This is a genomic window from Citroniella saccharovorans (assembly GCF_035481615.1).
Lineage (GTDB): Bacteria > Bacillota > Clostridia > Tissierellales > Peptoniphilaceae > Citroniella > Citroniella saccharovorans.
Map to the genome: position 1 here is coordinate 89,638 of NZ_JAYKOT010000003.1, position 22,455 is coordinate 112,092.

22 protein-coding genes and 3 tRNA genes are annotated in these 22,455 nt (G+C 30.3%); 19 read left to right on the forward strand and 6 right to left on the reverse strand.

Annotation, left to right across the window (positions count from 1 at the left end):
* Positions 1-19 precede the first annotated feature (19 nt).
* The 5 genes from cbiT to cobK all read left to right on the forward strand — a co-directional run bounded on the left by cbiT (position 20) and on the right by cobK (position 3,715).
* Positions 20-526 carry a precorrin-6Y C5,15-methyltransferase (decarboxylating) subunit CbiT gene (cbiT, locus tag VLK81_RS02965; RefSeq protein ID WP_324619104.1) on the forward strand — a complete coding sequence of 169 codons (507 nt, stop codon included), beginning with the start codon at positions 20-22 and terminating at the stop codon, positions 524-526.
* Positions 519-1,274: a precorrin-4 C(11)-methyltransferase gene (cobM, locus tag VLK81_RS02970; protein ID WP_324619106.1), complete on the forward strand. Its 756-nt coding sequence runs from the start codon at positions 519-521 to the stop codon at positions 1,272-1,274. The genes cbiT and cobM overlap by 8 nt, the downstream gene beginning before the upstream one ends.
* A gap of 92 nt (positions 1,275-1,366) precedes the next feature.
* Entirely contained in the window at positions 1,367-2,266 is a 900-nt protein-coding gene (locus VLK81_RS02975; RefSeq protein ID WP_324619108.1) for a cobalt-precorrin 5A hydrolase, read from the forward strand.
* Positions 2,259-2,984, forward strand: a complete 726-nt coding sequence (cobJ, locus tag VLK81_RS02980) for a precorrin-3B C(17)-methyltransferase (RefSeq protein WP_324619110.1) — start codon at positions 2,259-2,261, stop codon at positions 2,982-2,984. Before VLK81_RS02975 ends, cobJ begins: the two co-directional genes overlap by 8 nt.
* Complete coding sequence (cobK, locus tag VLK81_RS02985) at positions 2,981-3,715, forward strand: precorrin-6A reductase (RefSeq protein ID WP_324619111.1); 735 nt, start codon at positions 2,981-2,983, stop codon at positions 3,713-3,715. Before cobJ ends, cobK begins: the two co-directional genes overlap by 4 nt.
* Positions 3,716-3,841: 126 nt before the next feature.
* Here cobK and VLK81_RS02990 read toward each other — a convergent pair whose 3' ends face one another.
* Together VLK81_RS02990 and VLK81_RS02995 are read right to left on the reverse strand one after the other, a co-directional pair.
* Positions 3,842-5,263, reverse strand: a complete 1,422-nt coding sequence (locus tag VLK81_RS02990; RefSeq protein WP_324619112.1) for an IS3 family transposase — start codon at positions 5,261-5,263, stop codon at positions 3,842-3,844.
* 704 nt (positions 5,264-5,967) lie between these two features.
* Positions 5,968-6,732, reverse strand: coding sequence for a ZIP family metal transporter (locus tag VLK81_RS02995; protein ID WP_324619114.1), 765 nt, complete (start codon positions 6,730-6,732; stop codon positions 5,968-5,970).
* 105 nt (positions 6,733-6,837) lie between these two features.
* On the opposite strand from VLK81_RS02995, the gene VLK81_RS03000 reads away from it, so the two are divergent.
* From VLK81_RS03000 to VLK81_RS03015, 4 genes are all read left to right on the forward strand, one after another.
* On the forward strand, positions 6,838-7,722 hold the full coding sequence (locus VLK81_RS03000) for a DegV family protein (RefSeq protein WP_324619116.1): 885 nt from the start codon (positions 6,838-6,840) through the stop codon (positions 7,720-7,722).
* 74 nt (positions 7,723-7,796) lie between these two features.
* Positions 7,797-9,188, forward strand: a complete 1,392-nt coding sequence (locus VLK81_RS03005) for a hypothetical protein (RefSeq protein WP_324619117.1) — start codon at positions 7,797-7,799, stop codon at positions 9,186-9,188.
* 50 nt (positions 9,189-9,238) lie between these two features.
* Positions 9,239-9,994, forward strand: coding sequence for a metallophosphoesterase (locus tag VLK81_RS03010; RefSeq protein ID WP_324619118.1), 756 nt, complete (start codon positions 9,239-9,241; stop codon positions 9,992-9,994).
* Between the two features lie 8 nt (positions 9,995-10,002).
* A tRNA-Arg gene (locus VLK81_RS03015) sits at positions 10,003-10,077 on the forward strand.
* 347 nt (positions 10,078-10,424) lie between these two features.
* Here the strand turns inward: VLK81_RS03015 and VLK81_RS03020 are convergent.
* Both VLK81_RS03020 and VLK81_RS03025 read right to left on the reverse strand, forming a co-directional pair.
* Positions 10,425-10,508, reverse strand: a tRNA-Leu gene (locus VLK81_RS03020).
* Between the two features lie 13 nt (positions 10,509-10,521).
* Positions 10,522-10,598 (reverse strand) — tRNA-His (locus tag VLK81_RS03025).
* A gap of 355 nt (positions 10,599-10,953) precedes the next feature.
* Between VLK81_RS03025 and VLK81_RS03030 the strand changes: the two genes are divergently transcribed.
* The 6 genes from VLK81_RS03030 to VLK81_RS03055 all read left to right on the forward strand — a co-directional run bounded on the left by VLK81_RS03030 (position 10,954) and on the right by VLK81_RS03055 (position 17,109).
* Positions 10,954-12,081 (forward strand): acyl-CoA dehydrogenase family protein, encoded by a 1,128-nt coding sequence (locus tag VLK81_RS03030; RefSeq protein WP_324619119.1) that lies wholly within the window; start codon positions 10,954-10,956, stop codon positions 12,079-12,081.
* Between the two features lie 10 nt (positions 12,082-12,091).
* Positions 12,092-12,925 (forward strand): PhnD/SsuA/transferrin family substrate-binding protein, encoded by an 834-nt coding sequence (locus tag VLK81_RS03035; protein ID WP_324619120.1) that lies wholly within the window; start codon positions 12,092-12,094, stop codon positions 12,923-12,925.
* Positions 12,909-14,090: a cobalamin-independent methionine synthase II family protein gene (locus VLK81_RS03040; RefSeq protein WP_324619122.1), complete on the forward strand. Its 1,182-nt coding sequence runs from the start codon at positions 12,909-12,911 to the stop codon at positions 14,088-14,090. Before VLK81_RS03035 ends, VLK81_RS03040 begins: the two co-directional genes overlap by 17 nt.
* Entirely contained in the window at positions 14,074-14,526 is a 453-nt protein-coding gene (locus VLK81_RS03045; RefSeq protein WP_324619123.1) for an OsmC family peroxiredoxin, read from the forward strand. Before VLK81_RS03040 ends, VLK81_RS03045 begins: the two co-directional genes overlap by 17 nt.
* Before the next feature lie 177 nt (positions 14,527-14,703).
* Positions 14,704-15,177: an IS200/IS605 family transposase gene (gene tnpA / locus VLK81_RS03050; RefSeq protein WP_324618628.1), complete on the forward strand. Its 474-nt coding sequence runs from the start codon at positions 14,704-14,706 to the stop codon at positions 15,175-15,177.
* Positions 15,178-15,498: 321 nt separating this feature from the next.
* The gene (locus VLK81_RS03055) at positions 15,499-17,109 is read left to right on the forward strand and encodes a cell wall-binding repeat-containing protein (protein ID WP_324619125.1); all 1,611 of its coding nucleotides are present in this window, start codon (positions 15,499-15,501) and stop codon (positions 17,107-17,109) included.
* Positions 17,110-17,143: 34 nt separating this feature from the next.
* On the opposite strand, the gene yaaA is transcribed toward VLK81_RS03055, so the two are convergent.
* Positions 17,144-17,893, reverse strand: coding sequence for a peroxide stress protein YaaA (yaaA, locus tag VLK81_RS03060; RefSeq protein ID WP_324619126.1), 750 nt, complete (start codon positions 17,891-17,893; stop codon positions 17,144-17,146).
* Positions 17,893-18,345: a thioredoxin-dependent thiol peroxidase gene (gene bcp, locus VLK81_RS03065; protein ID WP_324619127.1), complete on the reverse strand. Its 453-nt coding sequence runs from the start codon at positions 18,343-18,345 to the stop codon at positions 17,893-17,895. The genes yaaA and bcp overlap by 1 nt, the downstream gene beginning before the upstream one ends.
* A 293-nt stretch (positions 18,346-18,638) precedes the next feature.
* On the opposite strand from bcp, the gene VLK81_RS03070 reads away from it, so the two are divergent.
* The 4 genes from VLK81_RS03070 (at position 18,639) to VLK81_RS03085 (ending at position 22,447) form a co-directional block, all read left to right on the forward strand.
* Positions 18,639-19,976 (forward strand): sugar ABC transporter substrate-binding protein, encoded by a 1,338-nt coding sequence (locus VLK81_RS03070; RefSeq protein WP_324619128.1) that lies wholly within the window; start codon positions 18,639-18,641, stop codon positions 19,974-19,976.
* Positions 19,977-20,031: 55 nt separating this feature from the next.
* Positions 20,032-20,193 (forward strand): hypothetical protein, encoded by a 162-nt coding sequence (locus VLK81_RS03075; protein WP_324619129.1) that lies wholly within the window; start codon positions 20,032-20,034, stop codon positions 20,191-20,193.
* Between the two features lie 243 nt (positions 20,194-20,436).
* The gene (locus VLK81_RS03080) at positions 20,437-21,363 is read left to right on the forward strand and encodes a hypothetical protein (RefSeq protein WP_324619131.1); all 927 of its coding nucleotides are present in this window, start codon (positions 20,437-20,439) and stop codon (positions 21,361-21,363) included.
* The gene (locus VLK81_RS03085; RefSeq protein ID WP_324619133.1) at positions 21,266-22,447 is read left to right on the forward strand and encodes a carbohydrate ABC transporter permease; all 1,182 of its coding nucleotides are present in this window, start codon (positions 21,266-21,268) and stop codon (positions 22,445-22,447) included. Before VLK81_RS03080 ends, VLK81_RS03085 begins: the two co-directional genes overlap by 98 nt.
* Positions 22,448-22,455 lie beyond the last annotated feature (8 nt).

Here is a 22,455-nt window from a genome sequence, read left to right on the forward strand (position 1 = left end):
TATAAGGGGAGACGTCCCTATGACTAAATTTGCCATAAGAAGTCTTATAATGGCATATATGGATATAAAAGAAAATGATAGATTTTTGGATATTGGAGCGGGAACTGGTTCAGTATCTTTTGAAGCTGCATCAAGAGGGGCCATAGTTGATGCTATTGAAAGCAACAAAGAAGCTGTGGACCTTGTTAGAGAAAATATGAATAATTTAAATTTAAAAATCAATCTAATTGAGGGTTTTGGGCCAGATAATCTTGATGATAAAACTTATGATAAGATTTTTGTAGGTGGATCTAGGGGAAGGATTAAAGAAATCGTAGGCTTTGCCTATAAAAATCTTTCTAAGGGAGGAATAATTTGTGCAAGCTTTGTAACCTTAAAAAATGCTGGAGAATTTTTGGAAGATTTAAAAAAGGAAGGGTTTAGTGAAGTGGAAGTTAGCCTTGCTCAGATTTCAAATATGGATAAGCTTGGACTTTTAAGGGCAGAGAACCCGATTTTTATAATAAGAGGAGAAAAAAATGATTAGTTTTGTTGGAGCCGGACCTGGAGATGAGGATTTAATAACTGTTAAAGGTAGAAGGCTAATAAGTGAAGCGGATATTATTATATTTGCTGGTTCTTTAGTATCTAATGCCCATTTAAAATATAAAAAAGATGGATGTCAGACTTATGATTCAAAGTCTATGACCTTGGAAGATGTTTTAAAAATTATGAAGAAGGCTGAAGATGAAGGGAAAAATACTGTAAGGCTTCACACAGGAGATCCTTCTATATATGGTGCTATAAGAGAGCAGATGGATGAACTTGAAAAAATGGGAATAGATTTTGAGGTAATTCCAGGAGTTTCTTCTTTTCAAGCCGCAGCTGCTGCTGTTAAAAAGGAATTTACTCTTCCTGATGTTTCTCAAACTGTTATTTTGACAAGACTTGAAGGTAGAACGCCAGTGCCTGTATCTGAGTCACTTGAAAAGCTTGCATCTCATAAGGCTTCTATGGCAATTTTCCTTTCAGTTCAGATGATTCATGATGTTGTAGAAAAATTAAAAGAAGGATATGAAGATGAAAATACTCCAGTTGCTGTTGTTTATAAGGCAAGTTGGGATGATGAAAAAGTTATATATGGAAGCTTAAAAGATATTGAACAAAAGGTTAAGTCACAAAAAATAGATAAAATGAGCCAGATTTTAGTTGGAAACTTTTTAGGAGATAGATATGAAAAATCCAAACTATATGACAAAACTTTCAGTCACAAGTTCAGAAAGGCAGAAAAATAATTATATTTTGTATTTTTCACCTGACGGAGAAAAAAATAGCTACTGATTTAGGAAATAAATTTTCTTTTAAGATATTTGATGCTAGGGGAAAGATGGGAGAAGTTAGAGAATTTCTGTCAAGCTTTTGGCAAGATATAAATTCTATTATTTTCATCTCCTCCATAGCTATTTGTGTTAGACTTATTAAGGATTTTATAACTACGAAGGATAAGGATCCAGCTGTAATTGTTATAGATGACAAAAAGATAAATACAATCCCAATCCTTTCAAATCACTTAGGTGGTGCTGGAAACTTAGCTAGGGAAATATCAGAATTCTTAGAAAATTATCTAGTTACAACTACTGCAACTGACAATAGGGGCATCATGGGGATTGATGTTTTTGCTAGAGAAAATTCATATAAAATTGAAAATTTAAAGGGAATAAAAAAAGTCTCTAAAGCTATGATTGAGGGAGAAAAAGTCGGATTTTATTCTATATGTAAAAAAGTATTACCCTACAAAAATCTTGTGGTTTATAGTGATTTAGATGAGGTTAAGAAAAGTAGCTTACAAAATGTTATTGTAATTACGGATAAACTTTTGGATTTTCAAAGTGAAAATATATTTTTGATGAGGTCAAAATCAATTATCCTTGGAGTTGGTTCTAGAAAAGGAACTAAAAGTTTGGATCTTATAAATCTAATAAATGAGGAGCTTTTTGATTTAAATTTATCTAGTGATTCAATAAAGATGATAGTAAGTATAGAACTCAAAAAGGATGAAAAATCAATTATAGAAACTGCTAGGCACTTTAAAGTAGATTTTAGGCTTGAAAAAATAGAAGAGCTAAAGAAATATGAAGATTTATTTTTAGGTTCAAGCCTTGTAAAAAGTGTAACAGGCTTAAGCTCAGTTTCAGAGCCATGCGCCTTTAAATATTCGGAAAAATTATTGAAGCAAAAAATAAAAAAAGATGGGTTTACCCTCACAATAGGAGTTTGTTATGAATAAATTATATGTAATAGGACTAGGACCTGGAGGAAGAGACTATCTAACCCTTAGAGCTATTGAAGCTATAAAGGAGTCTGATTTAATTGTATCTTATACTAAATATTTGAAATACGCCAAAGATTTAGTAGAAGGTAAGGAAGTTTTTACAAGTGGTATGAAAGAAGAAATAAAAAGATGTGAGTACGCTATTGAAGGGGCCTTAAAAGGAAAAACTGTTTCTATACTATCAACTGGAGACTCTGGTCTTTATGGAATGGCAGGACCTATTTTTGAACTTTCTCAAGGAAAAAATATAGATATAGAGGTAATCCCAGGAGTATCTGCCATATTTGCAGCTGCAAGTAGACTTGGTGCACCTCTTATGCATGATGTGGCAATAATTTCCCTTTCAGACCTTTTAACCCCGCTTGATTTAATTATGGAAAGAGTTGATTTAGCTTCTAAGGCTGATTTTGTACTGGGCTTTTATAATCCAAGAAGTAAGACTAGAGAAGATTATTTAGAAAAAGCTTTTGACATAATTAAAAAATATAAGGATCCTAAAACTCCTTGCGCCTATGTTAAAAATGCACTTAGAGAAGGGGAAAAAATAAAAATAGCTAGTCTTGATGATTTTCCATTTGATGAAGTTGATATGAATACAATAGTTATTGTTGGAAATAAGTCCAGCTATACTAATTTAGATAAATTTATTACAAAAAGAGGATATGAGATTTGATTTGGATAATTGGTGGAAATAGCGATGCAAGAATTCTTACCAGCCTAATTAAAGAGCCTTATCTATTAACTACTGCAACTAAAGACGGAGAAAAATTCTATTGGAACCAGGGCGGCTTTGAAAAGAAAATGAACTATATTCAGATGGTGAAATTTATAGAGGATGAGAAGATAAACCTATGTGTAGATGCCTCTCATCCATTTGCTAAAGTTGTTTCTAAACAGGCAGAAAAAGCCTGCCAAAAATGTAGTATTAATTATGTAAGATTTGAAAGAGAAAGAGAGATTATTGAAGGGAAAAATATTATTAATGTTTTCTCCTATGATGAAGCTTCAAATTATCTAAAAACTTTTAAAGGTACAGCATTTTTTACTACGGGTTCAAATAGGGTTTTAGACTTTGAAAAAGTTAGGGGAGAAAATAGATTTATTTATAGAATATTAATTACTTCTACTAGTGTAAAAAAGCTAGAAGAAATTGGAGTTAGTATTAAAGACATGGTTGGAATTTTAGGCCCTGTAAGTAAAGACCTAAATAAAGCTTTTTTGCAAAATTATAAAGCTGATATTTTAGTTACTAAAAACTCTGGTTTATCTGGTGGATTTTATGAAAAAATAGAGGCTTGCAAAGAAATAGGAATTAAAATACTTGTTATAAATGATTTAAATGAAAATGAAAAGTTAAGTATAGAAGATTTTTATAAAGAAAAAATATTGCCACTAATAAAATAATAGATAACTAACTAGTCCTATGGTTTGATAAGGTGACCCCAAAAAGTTGGACTTTATACCAGAGACATTTAGAAATATTTGTCTCTGGTTTTTTTGTCCTCATATTTCCCCTAGGGGAAATCGCAGCTAAGCTGCATTCAATTTCCTATATTCAACTGGACTTAAATATCCAAGTTTTTCTTTTATTCTATCTTCATTGTAATATTTTATATATTCTTCTATTGTCTTTTTTAGTTCGTTAAATGATTTAAACGTTCTACCATAGTAAATTTCTTGTTTTAATATCCCGAAGAAATTCTCCATAGGAGAATTATCTAAGCAATTTCCTTTTCTTGACATACTCTGTAAAATTCCATTAGATTCTAATTTTTCAGTATATTGTTTTAATTGATATGCCCATCCTTGATCTGAATGGAATATTCTTTTAAACTTGCAATCTGAAGTCTTTGAAATTGCTTCTTCAAGTGATGTTATTATTGCATCTAATGTAGGTGAAGTTGTTATTGAATAGCTAATGATTTCTCCATTAAACATATCCAAGAAAGGATTTAAGTAAAGTTTTTTTACTTGCATATTCCCATACTTATCTGTTTCATAGTATTTGAATTCACTTGTATCTGTTGTGATTTTTTGATGTACTACAGATGTTTTAAATCTTCTTTTTATCCTATTTGGTGCTACTTTACCTACTGTTCCCTTGTATGAGTAATATTTTCTTGATTTACGTGCAAAGTTTGTTACCTGAAGTTTCAGCTTCTGTACCAACCTTTGAACTTTTTTCTTGTTTATTAAAATTCCAAGTCTTCTAAGCATCGCATGTATTCTTCTGTATCCATAGTTTGGATTATCTTTTCTCATTTTCTTGATTTGATTCTCAAAGGCTTCATCTTTATTTTTTCTATCAAATCTTTTTTGCCAATACATGTATGTTGATTTTGGAAAATTAAATTGTTTAAGTAAATCTTTTAGTGGATATTTTTCTCTTAATGAGTGAATTATTCTAGCCATTCTCTCATTTTCTGATCTTCCTCGTCCTCTAATTCCATCTTTTTTTTTTAGAAAATCTATTTCCATTTGTGCCCAGTAAAGCTTATCTTTAAGTTCAGCAATTTCGTCTATCTCTTCCTTAGAATATTCTTTCTTTACTTGTTCTTTTTCTTTTTCATTATTTTTATCTTTAGACATACTTGAAGGTCTTCCTCTCTTTTTAGGTCTAAGTCCATCAAGTCCTTGATTTCTAAAATCAATTACCCATCTAGCAATGATCGCTGGATTATTAATCTTAAATTGATTAGAAAGTTCTTGATAGGACATTTCTCCTGTTAAGTACAAGTTTACTATATTCTTCTTAAATTCGAAAGAGTAACTATTATTTTTTCTAGAAATTTTTAAGCCTTCATATCCTTGTGTTTTGTATGAATTTACCCATCTTTCAACTATTGATGCACCATTTATATCATATTTCTTAGCTAAAGTTCCATATCCTCCTTCGTTATTTAGATATGCATTAACTACTTTTATCTTAAATTCTGTACTATATTTTGCCATGAAAAAAATGACCTCCTCAAAGTTGGTTTTTTTAGGTCCAACTTTTTGGGGTCAGTTCATTAATCCATAGGGCTTTTTTATTGAAAAGCAAAGAAACCCGCTTGCGAGGGGGCGGGTTTCTTCATTGAGATTATAAGAAAATGTATATTTAAAAAGGTATACGCTAAATTATCTACTAATAAAAAAATTATAATAGTAGCCGGTGGTAATCTCTAGAATTATTTTTACGATGTAAAAATAAATAATATTTAATAATTCATTTCCACCTACTTATATTATACCCTATATTCATAAAAAGTAAAGGGGAAATGGCTAAAAATACTAATTCTACTAAAACAGTATGAATTAATATCCGCTAAAATACAAGCTTTTAAAGAAAATTTGAATAAAAAAATATTTTTAAAATTTAATTTTATACCTAAAAAAGAATTGTAAAGAGAGTATTTATTGTATATTATTTTAATTATTAATACAAAAGACTTTAAATATAGAAAAAGAAAACGATTTTGATAATTTGAGATCAAAATTAGCTTTTAGATATAATTTGTATTAACTTAAGCTAGATAAAAAATATACAATTGCATATTAATTAATTAAAATAATATTAAATACTTACAAATCATAAAATAATTAAATTTTTAAAAGAATAATAAGATTTTAATAAAAAAAGTTTAAACAAATCATAAGAAATGTTTAAACTTTTTTTATCCTAGAGAAACATCTAGTATAAGCATTATTATAAAACCAATCATTATTCCGTAAGTTGCTTCTCTTTCAAAACCATTTCTATGAGTTTCTGGAATAATTTCATCTGATATAACAAATAGCATGGCTCCACCAGCAAATGCAAGTATAAAACCTAGAAGAGGTTTGAATATTGAAACTAAACCAAGACCTAAAAGCGCAGCAATTGGTTCAACAAATCCAGTTAGGGCTGATATTATTATAGCCTCTTTTTTTGAATATCCAACGCCTCTTAATGAAAGTGCAACTGCAAGACCTTCTGGAAGATTTTGAATTGCTATAGCTGTAGCAATGGTTATACCATCGCTAATATTACCTGATCCAAATCCAACTCCAGTTGCAAGTCCTTCCGGGAAGTTGTGTATTGTAATTGCTATTACAAAAAGCCATATTCTTTTTAAGTTGTTATTGTCAACTCCTTCTTTTCTATGATCTAAAAGATGTTCGTGGGGAGAATATTTATCGACTAAATCTAAAAAAACTCCTCCAATAAATATTCCTAAGGATGTTATAAGCACTCCCTTTATAGTGCCTCCTCCAGCTTCTAAGCTAGGAACTATTAGTGAAAAACAAGTTGCTGCAAGCATAATACCAGCTGCTGCACCAAGTAGAACATCTAGTTTTTTTTGAGAAACATCTTCTGAAAATAAAATCGGAAGACTCCCAATGCCAGTTGATAAACCAGCAAGTCCAATTACAATATAAGGAATCAATTTTTCATCCATTTAATCACCTCATTTAGTATTATATCAAGTCTTAATCTATAATCCAATTATTTTTTTATAGAAAATAGTGTATAATAAGAATGATAGAAAAAACAAGGAGGAAATATGATAAAAATAGTTGTAGATACTGCATCTGATTTACCAAAAGATTTAATTGAAAAATATAATTTAGATTATTTTACAGTATGTGTAATAGATGAAGAAAAATCTGAAATAGTAAGTGATATCGGAATTAAGGAATTTTATGATAATCAAAGGAATAATAAGGTATATAAGACTTCTCAGGTTAGTAGCATAGATTTTAGAAATTATTTTGAAGAAAAGGCAAAAAATGGAGAAAAAGTTTTATACTTAGCTATGTCTGGAGGAATTTCAGGCACATTTAATACTAGCCTTGCTATTTTAAATGAAATAAAAGAAAAATACCCAGACTGTCAGATAGTTACTATAGATTCAAAAGCGTGCACTATGGCTAATGGTCTTATTGCACTTAAGGCTGCAAAACTAGCACAAACAATAGATGATATGGATGAACTTGTTGGACATGTAAACAATATGGTTAAGGCAATTTTTCATATATTTACTGTTGGAGATTTAGAGTATCTCTATAGAGGTGGTAGGGTGTCTAGATCTCAAAAGGCTCTTGGAGGAGTTTTGGGAATAAGACCTATACTTGGTGTTACTAAGGAAAAGGGGGAGCTTTATCCTGTTTCCAAGGTTAGAGGTAAGAAAAAATTTTGTAAGGCCTTTATTGATCAAGCTAAGAGCATGAGTAATTTTATTAAAGATCAACCTTTTATCCTTTGCCATGGGGATTGGGAAGAAGTTGCCAATGAAACTAGGGATTATATGATAGAAAATGAAAACATTGATCCAAAAAATATTCATATATTTAATATTGGTCCTGTAGTAGGTAGCCATACTGGTCCAGAAGTTTTAGCGCTTTTTTATCTTGAGGATGAAAATTATACCTTTGATATTGACTTATAAAAGATTAGAAATGCTGATTTTAGGGTATAATATATTCTAAATAGAAATGTTCAGATGGAGAAAGGAAGGTTTATATGGAAAAAAAATCTAGTGGAATTATTGTAAGGATACTTTTAATTTTGATTGGTGGAATTTTTATTTTTGAAGCCTTATTCACTAATTTAAAAATTATGTTTATTGAAGCTCCTCTAATTGGAAGAGAATCATTTTCCTTGCAAGGTGTTGCATACTTAGCTGAAAATAATCAGTACAAATTAATTTTAATGGGATTTTCAATTCTTATGGGAATTTTTGGAATATTAAGCTTTGTAAATGCATTTACTTTTAAAGTTGAAAAGAGATTTAGAGCAATTTTACAATTTATTGGTACTATTATTGGGGCAATTTGTATTATATTTATTACCTTTAATTTAAAATTTAATCTAAATAAAGAGTTAGAAAATCTTGGAGCTGGACTAGGGGATCTTCAAATTTTAAATGCTGACCTTGAACCTATTGTGTATGTATTTGTAGGCTTAAGTTTACTTGGAATAATTTTTACAATACTAGCTTTTGCTAGTGCAAAGAAAACTTATCATGATAATATACTTGAAAGTCCAAATGAAGCTTTAGACGAAGCTTTTAGCGATGGATATAAAGTAGCGGGTCTAGATGATGACCTAGACTTTTTAGATAATGGTGGAGTTTTTTATTCAGATGAAGATGACTCAATGTCTGAAACTAAGCTTATAACTTATGGAGACGATAATAAATTAAGTGAAGATAAAAGATTAGTAAAAAGTGAAAATTTACCTAAAGAAGAAAAAAATAATTTAGAAGATAATTTGAAAATTGAAGAGGCTACTTTAAAGGAAGAAAACTCTAGCAAAAATGATGCTAAAAAATCAATTAATTATGAGGATTCAATCGCTGAAAAGTATAAAGAAATCGAAAGCATGAGAAAACTTCTAAATGAATATGAAGATGAAAAGAGAAAGAAATATCAAGAACTTAAAGATAAAATTTCTCAATATGAAAAAGAAATTATAGAGGATGAAAAAAACAAGTATAAGATTGATTTAGAAGCTTTAAGAGAAGAAAATAAAAGGCTTTATGATGAAGAGAGAAAAAATATTCTCAAGGAACGTGAGCTTGATATGAAAAAGCTTGAAGAAGAAAAGTCTAACCTTGAAAAAGCTCTAGAAGAAGAAAAGAAGAAGAAAGAACAAGAAAATGAAAGACTTCTAGAACAAAAAAGAATTGAAGAAGAAAGAAGAAGGCTTTTAGAAAAAAGAAAAATAATAGAAAAAGAAATGGAAGAAAAAAGAAAAGAGTTAGAGAAGCTTGATAGAGAATTTATAAAAAAAGAATCTCCTGTTATAGAAAGCAAGGTATCTAATTCTACTAAAGAAAACTTAGAGGAAACTAAAAAAATATCTCCTCAAGATATTCTTAAAAAGACTTTGGAAAGAGACGAAAATAAATAATAAATTTAGCCAGATTTAAAATCTGGCTAAATTTATATTATAGGTGAGATATGTTAAAGAAAATAATATTGGGTCTTCTAATAATAGCTTTACTTATTTTAGTATTTAGCTATAAAAACTTAAGAAATGCTGATATAAATACTCTTAAAATTAAAAGCTTAAAAAAAATAAATAAGACTATTCTTCAAATAAGTGATTTTCATTCATCAAAGTTTATAGACTTAAAGGATTTAGAAAAAAGACTAAAGGACAAGAAAATAGACTTTGCTGTCCTAACTGGAGATATTTATGAAAATGATTTAAAACAGGTCCAGGATCTTTTTAATATGCTAAAAAATCTTGGACTTAAGACATATATAGTTTTAGGAAATCACGAAGAAGCAAAAAGTCTAACAATATTAGAAGATTATTTTAGCTTAATTAAAAGATATGGCTTTAAGCTATTAAGAAATGAAAAAATATCTTTAGATGATATCGACATATATGGGGTGGACTTTTTTTCATTTGAAAATCCTAAAATGGAAAATAGTAATAAGTTTAATCTACTTTTGATGCACGCCCCACATTATGTTAAATATCTTAATGATAAATATGACTTAATTCTATCAGGTCATACTCATGGAGGCCAAGTAAGACTTCCATTTATTGGGGCTTTATTTGTTCCTGGACAAAGTAAAATTATCTACGATAAGGGACTATATGATACTAAATGGGGGAAAATGAATGTTGATTCAGGAGTAGGTTATACAGGTCTTCCCTTAAGGCTATTTAATAAGGCTCAGGTTAGTTTAATAGAAATAAACTAACTTTATTTGCGCCATTAGTTTAAGGGATAAAAGGTCAGTTTCCGGAACTGAAGATGGAGGTTCGAGTCCTCCATGGCGTGCCATTGGTTTTATATCTATTAATTAGAAAATGCTTCTTTTAGAAGCATTTTTTTATTTTTTAAATTAAAACTTACTTATATTTATCTTATTTTCTAAATAAAAATATTTAGAAATTATATAAATTTATATTTAATGAGGCAAGTTTGATATAGAATATAAAAATAAAAAAAGTGAAACTTAGCCCTTTTACCAAGAATCACTTATATAATAGTCTTTAAGCTAAAAAACTATTAGAATTTACAGAAGATACTTAAACTTCTTATGTAAATAATAATATATAGCAAGTATTTTTATATGGGATATTAAAATAAAAATATTTGGCAAATAAAAAAAGCACTTAAAGTGCTTTTGGTGCGGGAAAGAGGACTTGAACCCCCACGTCAATGACACTAGATCCTAAGTCTAGCGCGTCTGCCAATTCCGCCATTCCCGCATGTATTAATAAATGGGGTGGATGGTGAGAGTCGAACTCACGACCTCCAGAGCCACAATCTGGCGCCATAACCAACTAGGCCACACCCACCATAAACTAACGAAATGATTATACCATGCTTTAATTTATTTGTCAACATATTTTTTTATAATCTTAACATTAATTTTACTGGGGCTTTAAGCACCAACAAAAATATTATATATACTTTTTTTTATCCTGTCAATACTTTTTTAAAATTTTTTATTTTAGCTTTATTTAAGAAGATTTTATAAAATCAAGGGCATAATCATAATCATAAATTTTAAATTAATATGTGCTTTACGTTAAATTTAAAAAAATTTTCTTGAATTAGAAATAATTTTGAAAAAAAAGTTGATTTTTTGAAAACTAATCTCTAGCAAAGTGGTATACTTAACATGTAATAAAATTTTAAGGAGGATTTTTTATGAATTATTACAAAGAATCAAAAGAATTTGCAAAAAAATATGTGGCACCATACTCAAAAAGAAGTGATGAAGAAGGAAAGTTTCCTTGCGAGTCATTTGAAGAAATGGGAAAAGCAGGTTACTTTAAGCTTTTAATTCCTGAAGAAATGGGCGGACTAGGCAAGAGTGCTGTTGAGCATCAACAAGCAGTTCTAGCTTTTGCTGAAGAAAATCCTACTGCAGGTCTATGCTATATGATGCATAACGTTGCACTTATGACTGTTTTAAATTATGGAAATGAAGAACTTAAGAAAAAAATCGTTAGCGATATAGTTAATGACAATAAATTTTTAGCACTTGCTTACTCTGAATTTGGAACTGGTACTCACTTTTATATTCCAGAAGTTAAGGTAAGTAAAGAAGACGGAAAATTTGTATTTAATGGAACTAAATCAATGGTAACTTCTGCAACTCACGCAAGCTACTATTTAATTTTAACTCCTTCAACTGAAACTGAAGATGGTATTAATAACTGGATCGTTCCTCTTGAAAGCGAAGGATTAGAATTTATTATGGAACATTGGAAGGGAATCGGAATGAAGGGTAATGTTTCTTGCCCTATGAAGATGACTAATGTTAAACTTGATGAAGTAAATAGAATTGGAGAAGATAGCTCTGGAGTTAATCAAGTTTTCGAAACTGTTGCACCTTATTTTATTTTAGGTCTAGCTGCTGTTTATACTGGATTAAACTTAAAATTATCTAGAGTAACTAATGAATATGCTGAAAAGAGAGTTTACCCTTCAGGACAAAACTTAACTAATATCGAAACTGTTCAAATTCATTTATCAAAAATATATAGAAATGCCCTAGCTTCTAAAGCTCTTACTGAACTAGCTGCAAGATCTTTTGTAGATGGAGAAGCTGATGCTGTTGCTAAGATTATAGCTGCAAGAATTGAAGCTATTGAAAACTCAGTTGAATCTTCTACACTAGCTATGAGAGTTGGAGGCGGAAAGACTTACAACCAACAATCTGAAATCCAAAGATTGATGAGAGATGCTTATGCTGGACAAATTATGGCTCCATCGGTAGATGTTTTAACTGTATGGCTAGGCAAGGCTATTACTGGTCAACCTCTTCTTTAGGATAAAATTTATGAAAAAGATTAAAGTTGGCGCTGTTATATATGCTCCTAGAGTAACTGTTATTTGGGAAATGATTGAAAAGTACTATAAAGATAATGGGCTTGAAATTGAACCTGTTTTCTTTAAGGACTATAAACTACAAGTTGATGCGCTAGAAAAGGGAGAAATTGATACTGCTTGGAATTCTCCTCTTGCTCAACTTGATGCTAGACTTAGATTTGGCGGAAAAGAAAAAATTTCCTGCATGAGAGATACTGATAGAGATAGAAAAACATATTTAGTTGTAAAAAAAGATAGATTTAAAGAAATTTCAGATTTAAAAGGAAAAACTATAGGATTTGGTGCAACTGACTCTCCTCAAGCAAGACTTATTCCTATCTACAATCTACACAAAAATGGCTTAGAATTTGGTAAGGACTATGAAGAAAAAAGATTTGAAGTAGGAGTTGGTCTACATGGTGATCATGTTGGTGGAGAAAAAGATGCTATGGAAGCTCTACTTAGAGGAGATGTTGATGCAAGTTTTTGCTTAGACCTAAACTATGATGCGTGGATTAAAGATGGAACTATAGATGAAAATGCTACTGAAGTTTTAGACAAAACCGATTATTTTGATCACTGTATTTTTACTTTCAATCCTAATGTTAAGGACGAAGATATTAAGGAATTTACTGACCTAATGCTAAAGATGGATTATAATAATCCTGAGCAAAAAGAAATCATGGATCTTGAAGGACTTAAGCTTTGGAAAGAAGGCAGAATGGAAGGTTTTGAGCAAATTACAAAAGCTAATGAATATTTAGATAATTTTATAGGAAGTTTCAATAGTGGAAAAACTGTTTAATACTTCTCTTATTGGATCTCTTCCAAGGGGAAATCAAATACTAAATTCAGTAAGAAAACTAAAGGCTGGCTTAATTTCTAAAGAAGAATATGATGATTTAATAGCAAAGAAAACAGAAGAAGTTGTTAAAATACAGGAAGATTTGGATTTAGACATTATAACTAGCGGAGAAATTGGAAGAGACAATTATGTCTCTTTCATCTCTGAAAAAATTGGCGGAGTTTCACAGATGAGCATGGCTGAAATGCTAGATTATATTGATGATAAGAGAGAGTTTGAAAATATTTTAAAGACTCTTGATGTTCCAGCTACATCTATAAAAAATGCTATCTGTACGGGAAAACTTGAATATAAGGGAGAAATTGTAGCAAATGAACTAAAGCTATTAAAATCTTTTACTAAAAAGCCTGTTAAAATAACTATGCCAGGACCCTATCTTGTAACAAGGTCAATGTGGCTTTATAATTTAAGTTCAAAATTTTATTCTAGCAAGGAAGAGCTAGGCGAAGATGTTATTAGGATTTATCAAAAGGAAATTGAAAACATCCAAAATATTGGAGTAGATATTATTCAATTTGATGAGCCAGTCTTAACTGAAGTTGTTTTTACAGAAGGAAGGCCAAGGACTTTTATGTGCGCAGCACTTTCCACAAGGAAAGATCCTACTGAGGAGTTAAATTTTGCTAGCCATCTTATAAAGTCTGTAATGAGTAAAGTTGATAGGTCTAAATCTATAGCGTCTCTTCACGTTTGTAGGGGAAATTGGAGTAAGGACGAGAGTATTCTTTTAACTGGACCATACACCCCACTACTTGATCTTTTTTCTGAAATTGGAGCAGATCTTTTGGCTTTAGAGTTTTCTACTCCTAGGGCTGGTGAACTTAAGGCTCTTTTAAGCGATGAAAGAATTAGAAACAAAGTAAGTCTTGGGCTTGGAGTTATTAATCCAAGATTTGATGAAGCGGAGTCTATTGATTCAATTTATAATAGGGCAAAAGAAGCTCTCACTTTTATAGATAAGGATAAGCTTTGGCTAAATCCTGATTGCGGATTTGCAACATTTTCCAATAGGCCGGTAAATGAATATGAAAATATTAAAGGAAAGATAAAGTCTATGATAGCTGCAAGAGATAGGCTTAGGATAGAATATGACAACAGAGTTTGATTTTTTTGATAAAACTTTTAGAGCAATAGTAAAAAATAGTGACGTTAAAGTTTATAATGAGGCTTCTGGGGTAAGTTTAGATTCATCCATTTCCTTTGACTCATTAAAAAAAGAATTTACATCTATTGATTATTTTGTAGTTTCTGTTGTATCAGAACTTATTTTAACTATGCTTAAGCTAGCTAAGAAAAAAGGACAAATTTTACAGGACCTAGAAGCGAAGGTAAATCTAAAGATTAAAAATCCAATGTATCTTCTAAATGTTGTAGGCTACGAGGAAAAATCTTCTATAGAAGAAGTTCAAATTGATCTATATTATTTTTCTTTTTTAGAGGGCAACGAACTTGAAAAATTTTTACAGGAAGTATTAGATAGGACCTTAATATATAATACTTTCAAAGATAAAATAAATATTAATTTTAAAAAAGTTTTATAGACATAAAAAGTCTTAGCTCTAGCTAAGGCTTTTTATTTTATTGTGCGCTTTAGCATGAATAAACCACCAGCTATGCTGGTGGTAGAAAAATAAGCTTTAGCTTCAAGCAAAAAACCTCCCATGATAAACTATTTATGTTACTGGCAGTAGCATAGACAGAAAAGGGAGGTATCCTAAATGGATAATAATAGTTTATCACATACATCATGGAATTGTAAGTATCATATAGTATTTGCTCCAAAATATAGAAGACAAGTAATATATGGAAGGTTAAAACAAGATATAGGAAAAATATTAAGGGACTTATGTGATAGAAAAGGAATAAGCATAATAGAAGCAGAATGTTGTCCAGACCATATTCATATGTTGTTAGAAATTCCACCGAAATACAGCATATCTCAAACAATGGGCTATTTAAAAGGAAAAAGTAGTTTGATAATATTTGATAGACATGCAAACTTAAAATACAAATACGGAAATAGACATTTTTGGTGCAGAGGATATTATGTAGATACAGCAGGAAAAAATGCGAAAAAAATACAAGAATATATAAAAAATCAATTAAAAGAAGATTACATGGCAGACCAAATAAGCATTAAAGAATTTGTAGACCCGTTTACGGGAGAGCAAGTAAACAAAAGCAAAAAGTAAGGTGCTTTAGCACCAGCTGTGAAAATTGGTGCACGAGAAAGAAAGTTCGAAGCATGAAATGCTGCCGGTAACAGCCCCTTATAGGGGCAAAACAAACCACCGGCTTAGCCGGTGGTTATGATTTGTAGACTTTATTTTTCCTAATTTTTATTATTTATTCTTATATTCATTTTTATTTTTATTGATTAAAGAGAAAATCTTAATAAATCTTGTTTAGTTTTCTGAGAGAAAAATCACATACTTATAATTTTAAAAATACTTGTAAAATAATTCATTTATGGATATAATATAAGTGATTATATTTATCTGGGAGGATGAATTATGAAAAAAAAGTTTTTAATTGGAGCTTTAACTCTTTCAATTTTTAGCTTTATTTTTACTGAGGCGAAGGCTGATTATGAACAGTGGAGATATAAAATTTTAAACGAACCTACAACTACTGTTGATCAGATGAAAGAGTGGGCTAAAAGTAAAGATGCTGATGAAGAATTTATTGAACAAGCAGAAAATTTCTATAATATTTCTATTGAGTACGGCGTTGATCCCGCTGTAACCTACGCTCAAAGCGCTAAAGAAACGAACTTTTTTAGATTTACTGGTGTAGTTACTAAAAAGCACCACAATACATGCGGTCTAAAAATTGATGTTGGAGGATCTGATACAGATAAAAAAGCGCATAAAAAATTTGAGGATTGGGAAGAAGGAATAACAGCACAGGTTCACCACTTAGCATTATATGCTGGGCAGGAAGGATTTCCTTTAGATGAAGAAGATACTCCAGATCCAAGACACTTTGCATCTATTTTTGGAAAAGCACCTGATGTAATTTCTCTATCATCAAGGTGGGCACCTTCGAAGATATATGGCTGGTCACTTGCTCAAATGGTTTTTGACCTTGATACTTTTCTAGTTGATGGCAAGGATCCTATTCCAGGACCTGACTGTATGCCTATTATTCCAGAAGAACTACTAGTAAAGCCACCTTCAGAAATAAAAGATAAAAGTGAAGAAATTCCATTTAAGGATTTAAAAGAGAAACTTTCTAGAGTCTACAGAGATAATAGATATTCAACTGCTGTAGAAATAGCAAAAATGTCTGAGGATAAGGGCGGAAAAGTTATAATAGCTTCTGGTAATACTTATGCAGATGCTCTTGTTGCTGCAGGACTATCACTAGATAAGGATAAAAATACCTACGCACCTATTTTACTTGCTTCTAGAACTGGACTTGATAAGGAAGCTTACAATGAACTTATTAAACTAAGTCCTAGTGAAGTTTATATAATAGGAGGAGAAGAGTCAATTTCTAAAAGTCTTGATAGGAGTCTTGAAGAACTTGGCGTTAAGGTTAAAAGAATTTCTGGAAAATCTCGCTATGAAACAAGTCAAAAAGTTTATGATGAAATTGGATCTCAAAAGCTTGCTATTTTGGTTAATGCAAATAGTTTTGCCGATGCTACAGCAATAAGCCCATTTTCAGCTTATAGAAAATTTCCTATTCTATTAACTGATGGTGAAATGCTTGATAGTGACACTGAAAGTAGAGCTGTAAAGGCAAGTGAGATTATTATAGTTGGTGGAGAAAAAACTGTAAGTAAGGTTATAGAAAATTCTTTAATTCAAAGGGGAATTAGAGTAACTCGTATAGCCGGAGAAGATAGATATGAAACATCTTGCAAGATAGCTAAAAAATTATTTCCAAATAGAACAAGCTTTTTTATAGCTGATGGCGGGGCATTTCCTGATTCCTTAGTTGGTGGGCCAATGGCTGCTAAATATGGTTCTCCAATACTACTTTCAAATTCTAGTTATTTGCCAGAGAGCATAAAGGATCATTTAAATGAACAAAAGGCAGAAAAAGCTTTAATCCTAGGAGGAGATAAATCTGTTTCTTCTAGAGTTTATTTACAAGTAAAGGAAAATTTAAGATAAAATGATTAAAGAAAGAGTGAGTTAGAAGTAAATTCTACTCACTTTTTTTTATAAATACTAATTTGTTTTTTTTAGACTCGGACTTTGAGTAGCAGTAGGAAAGATCGGTAAAACTTTTTAATTCTTCAATATTTTGAATTTTATTTTCAGCGATAAATCTCACCATACTTCCTCTAGCCATTTTTGAATAAGAAGCTTTCTGAAGAAGTTTATTATCCTTATATTCTAAAAAATAAACGTCTATTAATTTATCATCCTTTTTAAGATATTTACTTAAGCACTTAGAATATTCTACGGATGCTAAATTTAAGACTATATCATTTGATTTAAATATTTCTCTATATATTAAATCGCCCCAAAATTCATATAGATTTTTGCTTTTCTCAGCCGAAAGATTTGCCATCATTTCAAGTCTATAAGGACTTATAGCATCAAATGGCCTAATTAGTCCAAATAGACCGGACAAAATAAATAGCCTATTTTCTAAAAAGTCAAGTTCATCTTTTGAAAAAACCTGTGGGGCCATATAAGTGAAAGCTAGACCTTTAAAGGAAAATAGGGCGGGACTTAAAAGCTTATCGAGAGAAAAGCTTTTATATATTTCATAGTTTAAACTAGTTAAATTCTCGCTAGTATTTAAAAGTTTTTTCATCTCTTCATAGGTCAGCTTTTTTAGGTGATCTAATAGAATTTTTGTTTTTTCTAAAAAAATTGGCCTAGTTAAAACTCCAGTGTAGTCCTCACATACTTCCATCTTTTTAGCTGGAGAAATAATTATTTTCATTAGATTATCTCAAGCATCTTACCTGGATTATCCTTAGCTTTTACATTTTCTAAAGCTTCTTTTATAAGTCCATTTTCATCTATAAGATAAGTCGACCTAACAATTCCCATATAAGTTTTTCCATAATTTTTCTTTTCTTTCCAAACCTCATATTTTTTTATAACATCAAGACTTTCATCTGAAAGAATTGTTATTCCAAGATTATGCTTTTCTTCAAATTTTTTATGAGATTTAACAGAATCCTTACTAATTCCTAAAATTACAGTATTTTTCTTATCAAATTCAGCTTTTAATTCCGTAAAAAGAAGAGCTTGATTGGTGCAGCCAGGCGTATTATCTTTTGGATAAAAGTATAGTACAACTTTTTTTCCCTCATAATCACTTAGACTATGTTTTTCTCCATTTTGGTCCTCTAAAGTAAAATCAGGAGCCTTAGTACCTATTTCTAACATAAAAAACCTCCATAAATAATATTCTTTACTTATATACCCAAATATTTTTATTTAATGGTTAGCAAACTTGACTTAATTTAAAAAAATAATAAAATTTTTAAAACTACTAATTTAAAAATAAAATATTATGAAATCATTTCTATAATATTAGATATTATTAAAAAAACACTAGATATTATTTATACTAATTCCGTTAAAAAAATGGTTTTTTTAGGGTATAATATTAGTACAAAGTATAAGTGTATACTTTTGTAAAATCGTTTTCAAAATATTAATATTAAGGAGGAATATATATGAAAACAAAATTTAAAAAATTTATAGCCTTGGGGCTATGTGCTTTGATGATATTTTCATCTTGCGCTAAAAAAACTGGAAGCGGAGGCGATGATAACTCAGGTAAGGAAGTTACATCTGAGGGCTTAAAAGCCGAAATTGTTGTACAGGTAGAAAAAGATTGGATGGATTATTACAAGAAAGCTGTTGATAAGGTTCTTGAAAAAAATCCTGATTCTAAGATTGAACTTAAAGAAATAGGATCTTTTGACCATCTTGATATTTTAAAAAGTACCGATGCAACTAACCCTGACTTTGCGGACGTGTTTGCACTTCCTCTTGACAGATTTACTGACCTTGTAAGTCAAGATGTTTTAGGAGCCATGGATGCTCCAAGTATGGCAAAACAAATCGGCGGATATGATGACTTTGATAAAAGTTTAGGCGGATTTTTCAAAGTAGATAATGATTATCTAGGATTCCCATACAATATTGAAACTCTTATAACTTATGTAAATAAGGCAAATGCTGAAAAAGCAGGAATTGACATTGAAAAACCAATTGAAATAAATGATATTAAAGACCCTGCTAATGTTTTATTACCATTCTTTGATGCATGGTTTGGAGTTGCAGCTACAAACTCAGCAAACTTAAGTTTACTAAAAGAAGATAATGGTAAATTTATCTCTGACTTAACTAAAGATTTTAAAGATTTAGATAAAGATCAACAAAAACTTTTTGAATCTCTATTTGAATATTGGAAGAAACACAATGAAGCAAATTCACCAATATTCTCTGGAGAGGATGAAGGTTGGGCTTATATAGGAGATGAATTTAAAACTGGTGGAAATGGAGTAATTAGACTTGGCGGTCCATGGGAAATTAATGACAATATTGAAAAAGCTGGGGATGATCTTATGATTTATCCAATCAACCACTTAACTATTAACTCCAAGCCACTTAGCCACTGGCAAGGTGGATGGGCTATGGCTATAAATGCTAGAATTGAAGCAGATAAAGACAAAAAAGCCCTAGCTGAAAACTTTATAATTGAACTATTAAGACCTGAAAATGCAGAAGAATTATTTAAGGCTACTGGAAAGATTCTTCCAAATGTAAGTGCTGAAGAATATGACAAAACTAATCTTTCAGATACAGATAAAACTGTTATAAAGAATGTTATTGAATCTTACAATATTTCTGAACCTAGACCAATATTCAAGGAATATGGAAAAGTTTGGGATACTTGGAAGAATGCAATCCTTTCTTGGAACAATGTTAAGCCTACAAGTGCTGAAGATGCATACAAGGAACTTCAAGCATCATTTAATTCAATGATGGAAAATATAGGAAATTAATTTAATAAAAAATAGTTAGCCGGGGACTTCCCCGGTTAACATTTAGGAGTATAAGTTGAGAAAAGAAAAATATATAACAAAAATACTAATTGTAACGATTTTAATTATAAGTCTTGCAACTTTTGAAAGTCTTATTAAAGCCAAGTCAATAGAACTTTTTGAGATTTTTTTCAAAAAAAAACTGGGAAGGGCATGGGAGAATATATTAATTTTTTAATGTTTAATTATATCATAGATATTCTTGAGCCTTTAATAATAAGTCTTTTCTTGGTTTTTACTAGGAAAAAACTAAGAATGAATGGCCTTATTAAGTTTGTTCTTTCGGCTATGGTTTTGTCTAAATTAGTATTTAAAATTAGTAAATTTGAAATTTATTCTTTATTTTTTTACTTTGGAATTTTGCTATATATATTACTTTTCTACTTCATACTGAAAATACCGAACTTTAGTGAGGGTGAAAATGAATTATAATTTAGAGATAAGGGATAGCTTTGGCGGTATCCATAAAAGAAAGAATCAGTATATTGTGGATGTGCTTGAAGGTAGAACTGTAGATAAAAACACTCATCCCTACAATATAAATATAAGAAAATTTAAAAATGAAGAAAAAAATTTTTTAAATTCATTAAAAAATATTGATGCGAATATAAAAAATGAAGATAGTAGGCAAATAAAAAACCTTAAAATTAGGTTTAGCAAAGCTAATAAAAAAATTGAATTTTATAAAGACTATCTTGACTTAACCTATGATGCAGTTCTTGAGCATGATATTTCAAAGATAGAAGAAAAACATATACCAAATATTCTGTCCTACTATGAGAGTTTAAATAAAAAACTTAAAGAGAGTGAAAAAAAGCTTTCTAGTCTTAGTGACTCTATTATTAAAGAGGAAGAAAAAGAAATTGCATTAAAAAAGCAAGAAGAAGATAAGATTTATAGGGAAAAACTAAATGAAATAAATAAAAAGTTTTCTGATGGACTTATTTCCAAGAAGGCTAAAAAGGCTGAGAGTCACGCTTTAAAAAAGGAACATCAGGAAAATATAAGTCAAATTGAATTATTAAACGAGTCTACTGCTCTAAAAGACAAAATAGCTAATATCAAACATAGGAGAAAGATAGATATAAAATCTATGACAAATGTTATGGAGTCTGATATTTCTAACATTAGAAGGACAACTCCTATCGAGGCTATTCAAAAAAAGCCAATTATTTCCTACCTAACTTTTTTAATTCCAGGATTAGGACAATTTTTAAATGGTCAATTTGTGAAGGGAATTTTATTTTTCCTTGGAAGTCTTTTTTTCCTATTTAATAGCTATTCCATACGCTCTAGGATATGGAAATTATCAAGGCGAAGGAGTTTATGGACTAATAAGTCTAGCTGAAGGTGGAGGAAGACTTGATAGGTCAATTATGTTTATGATTGAAGGAATAATAGCCATTATCCTTTTAATATTTGCTATATTTATATTTATTTCTTCCTTTAAAGATGTTAATAAGGTTGAAAAGGAAAAAATAAAAGGAATTAGGCCAAGAAATTGGTTTGAAAGCAAAGAGGTTTTAACTAGCGATGGTTTTCCATACTTAGTTTCATCTCCTGGATATCTTCTTACAATTTTTATTGTACTCATTCCAATTATTACAGCAATCTTAATATCATTTACAAATCTTGATCCAAATCATCAATCTAAATTCAACTGGATTGGTATAGAAAATTATAAGGTTCTATTTTTAGGAAGAGGAGTTGCAGGTCAGGCTTTCTGGCATATTTTACTTTGGACAATAATTTGGACTCTTGGGGCAACTACACTTGCTATTTTAATTGGTTTTATTCTAGCACTTCTTGCTAACCAAGAACGAATCAAAGCTAAGCCAATTTTTAGGACTATTTACCTACTACCTTGGGCTGTGCCTGCATTTATAACAATAATGTTTTTTAGTTTAATGGTAGGTAGGCAGGGACCAATCACAGAGCTTTTTAAAAATCTATTCAATGTAACATTGGATGTAAAATCAAACCCAACATTGACAAGAATATCTCTAATTTTACTACAAGGATGGCTTGGATCTTCATATATTTTCTTATTATCTACAGGAGTACTTCAAGGTATTCCTAAAGACTTATATGAAAGTGCTGATATAGATGGAGCAACTGGATTTCAAAAGACATGGAGGATTACCGTTCCTCTTGTACTTTTCCAAACGGCACCTCTACTCATAAGCCAGTACACATTCAATTTTAATAACTTCTCTATTATTTACCTATTTAATGGAGGAGGACCTTTTAATCCAAGTAAGTATGGTAACTTAGCCGGCTCATCAGATATTTTGATTTCCTACATCTATAAACTAACAATGGAATCTAATTATCAGGCTCTAGGAGCAGCTATAAGTATATTGATTTCTTTAGTCTTAATGTTCTTTGCTTATATAGGATTTAAGAATACCAAGGCATTTAAGGAGAGTTAACTTATTAT